This is a genomic window from Microvirgula curvata, from assembly GCF_054781615.1.
On the sequence record NZ_BAAGUB010000026.1, the window covers coordinates 1 to 2,972 of the forward strand.

1 protein-coding gene is annotated in these 2,972 nt (G+C 69.5%); it reads right to left on the bottom strand.

Annotation, left to right across the window (positions count from 1 at the left end; translation table 11 throughout):
• Positions 1-35 precede the first annotated feature (35 nt).
• On the bottom strand, positions 36-2,972 hold a 2,937-nt coding region (locus ACYVG8_RS10850), incomplete at its 5' end, for a hemagglutinin repeat-containing protein (protein WP_460745790.1).

A 2,972-nucleotide genomic window follows, 5' to 3' on the forward strand; every position in this document is an offset into this window, starting at 1 on the left:
AAGGTCCGCTTTTTGCATATTGACCAATATTTCAGTCACATCAAAAACTTCACATCGATAAAATATTGATCCGCCCCTATCGCGGCATCACGCCACAGCGACACCCCACTGAACGGATAGGCCACTGCACCGGTCAAGGCCGCCACCGCCGCCTGCCCACCGCGGTAAGGCTGCCCCCTGAACAGCTGCCCGGCAGTATCAAATCCGCCTCCCAGCATCGCGCCGATGGTCATTTTCCTGACCGTCAGCCCGGCCAGTACTTCCGGACCTGCTGCGACCACCACCATCGGTAGCGACTGACTCAGGTTACTGGCCTGCTGGTAGTGCCAGGCCGGTGGCAGTCCCGGCGCACTGGCCGATGGCAATCGGGCCGGCTCCCGGCCAATCCAGATTTTCCCATCCGCCGACAGGTACACGTCGCTACCAGCCTGCCGGGCCTTAACCAGTTCGCCGAAGCAGCGCGAAGCGGACCCCGCTTTGCCGCAAGCAGCATAGACATCCCCGTCCCGTTTGAACGACAGCTGGGCCAGGCGCTTCTCATGCGCGCATGCCCCACTGTCCCCTGCCGCACAATTCTGCTTCGCCCACTTGAACTGCTCTTTCTCGGTCAGTGCCCCCAGATAAGGGCGTTTCTCCGACAGGTAATTGTTTTCCGCCTCGATCTGCGCCGCCGACATCGCTACCGCAGCCTGCCCTCCCGCCGCTACGCTCGCCCCCGCAACCAGGCTGCTGATCAACCGTTCGCGCTTTTCCTTTTCTTCTCCGCTCAGTGCCGTCCCGCTGTTCGCGCCATACAGCAGGTTGCTGATCACCACGCTGGCGCCCGCACCCAGCGCCGCGCTGCCGCAGTCCGCGCCCTGCGCCACTGCTCCCGCGCAGCCGACGATCGCCTGCAGGGCCGTCCGGGCCACTTCGCTATCCAGCTTGTCGGCGATCTCCTTGACCTTCTCCGCCGCCAGTCCCTGCAGGTAGTTGACCGTCGCCCCCTGCAGCATCTGCGCGGCCCCCCCGCTGACGTTGCCCCCGGCTGCGGCCGTCAGTGCCGTGACCACCCGCCGGTAGTCGCCGCCCGGCCCCCACCTGGCCGCTTCCCGGTACTGCTGTGCCAGGGTCAGGCGGCGCGCCGGGTCGGTCTCGTCGTCCAGTTGCGCTTTCAGTGCATCCGCTTCCTGCGCCCGGTTGCCCAGGAAGGTCCCGGCCTCCCGCTGCAGCACGCCAACGATGGCGAAGCCGGCTTCGATCTGCTTCTGGTCGAAGATCGGTTTCAGGGCGTTGCCGGTGGCGCGGGTATCCCGGCTCAGGCTGGCCAGGGCAGCGGTCTGGGCCGGGCTGCTGTCGGCCACTTCCAGCGTGCCGGGCGCTATCGCGCTGCGCGTCACGCTGCTGGCGCTGTCGCTGGCCGCCATCGCGCCCGGCGGGGCGATACTGACTCCGCCGCCCTGCAGCGGGCTGCGGGTTTGGGGGTCGCCGGTCTGCTTGTCGCTGGCAGGGGCGTCGCCCTGCGGGGTGTCCTGTTGCGGGGTCCCCGCCCCGCCTCCGCTGTAGCCGCCGCCGGCACTGAAGCTGCTGGCACGGTAGGCCGCACGGTTGATCAGGGCGCTGTGGTTCAGCGAGCCGGTCCGCAGCCGGTTCTGCGTCGCGGCCGCCGTGCTGTCGATCACCGCACCCTTCAGCGTGGTCGTCCCGGCCACGTCAAGGTCGAAGCCGCCGTCACCGGCGCGCAGTGCCGTCTGTTCGCGCACGCTGAGGTAGTCGCTGTCGATCTGCTGCAGGCTGGCGTCAGCGCTGACCGAGTAGCCATAGCCGTAGGTCCCGCTGGCGTTCAGCGACATGTCTCGCTGGCTGAAGTCGTGCCGGTCCTGCAGGCTTTCCAGGCTCAGGCCACCCCCGGTCCGGAGTTCGATCCGCCGACCGCGCCCTTCGGCGCCGCGCAGCGTGATGTCGCCACCGGCGTTCAGCGACAGCGTCCCGCCGGCCGCCAGCCGGCCGGGCAGCTGTTCCACGTCGTCGCCCTCGCTTCGACCCTGCGAGAGACCGCCGCGGAGATGGAAGCCGACCGCCGCTCCCTTGCCCTGGCCCCCGCCGTAGCTGGCGGCGAGGCCGAATCCGCCCTGGCTGCCGTGCTGCCGGCGGCGCTGTTGCTGCCAGTGCCGGGCCGCTTCGACGGTGAGGGCGCCGTCCGCGCTCAGGCTCAGGTCGCCACCGGCGCGGATCTCGCTGCCGCGCAGCCGGATTCCGCTGTCCTCGCCCGCACCATGGGCACGGAGGCTGGCGTCGCCGCCGGCCACCAGTTGGGCGCCCCGGGCCTGTTCGCCGTGTCGTTGCTGTCGCTGCTCGTTGCGGCTGTTGCCCACGGTCAGGCTGACGGTGATGCCGCCCCCCTTCGGATTGGCCTTCAGCGCGTCGTACAGGTTTTTGCCGGCCAGGGCGCCGCCGGCGCCGGCCAGCAGTTTCAGGCGCGGGTCGTCGCTGTCGGCCGAGGCCTGCTGCAGCTGGCGGGCGGTTTCGTAAGCGGTGATCACCGGACTGCTGACCCGCAGTGACAGACCCGACTGGCGGAAGGTGGTGTCGTTGCGCTGTTCGCTGCGCTCGCGGGCTTCGCCCAGCGTGATCCGCTGCGCATCGAGTTCGATGTCGCCGCGGGGCGCCAGCACCTGGCTGCCGGTCTGCCGGTAGTCACGGCCGGCGGACAGGGTCACCCCGCCGTCGGTGGCACCGACCAGACTGGCCACGGCACGTTCCCCCTCCTCCCGCTGCCGGTGCCGCTGTTCCTGCTCCCCGGCAGTGAAGCCGATGCTGCCGCCCCGGAACACCCCGCTGGTCAGTTGCTGCCGGTAGTGGTCAAGCGTGTGCCGGCTATACCCGGCGCTGAGCGTCAGGTCACGGCCGGCCTGCAGCCGGGTGTCCTGTGTCGACGCTGCCTGGCTGGCGCCCAGTTCAAGGTCCCGGCCGGCCTGCAGCTGCAGCCGCTC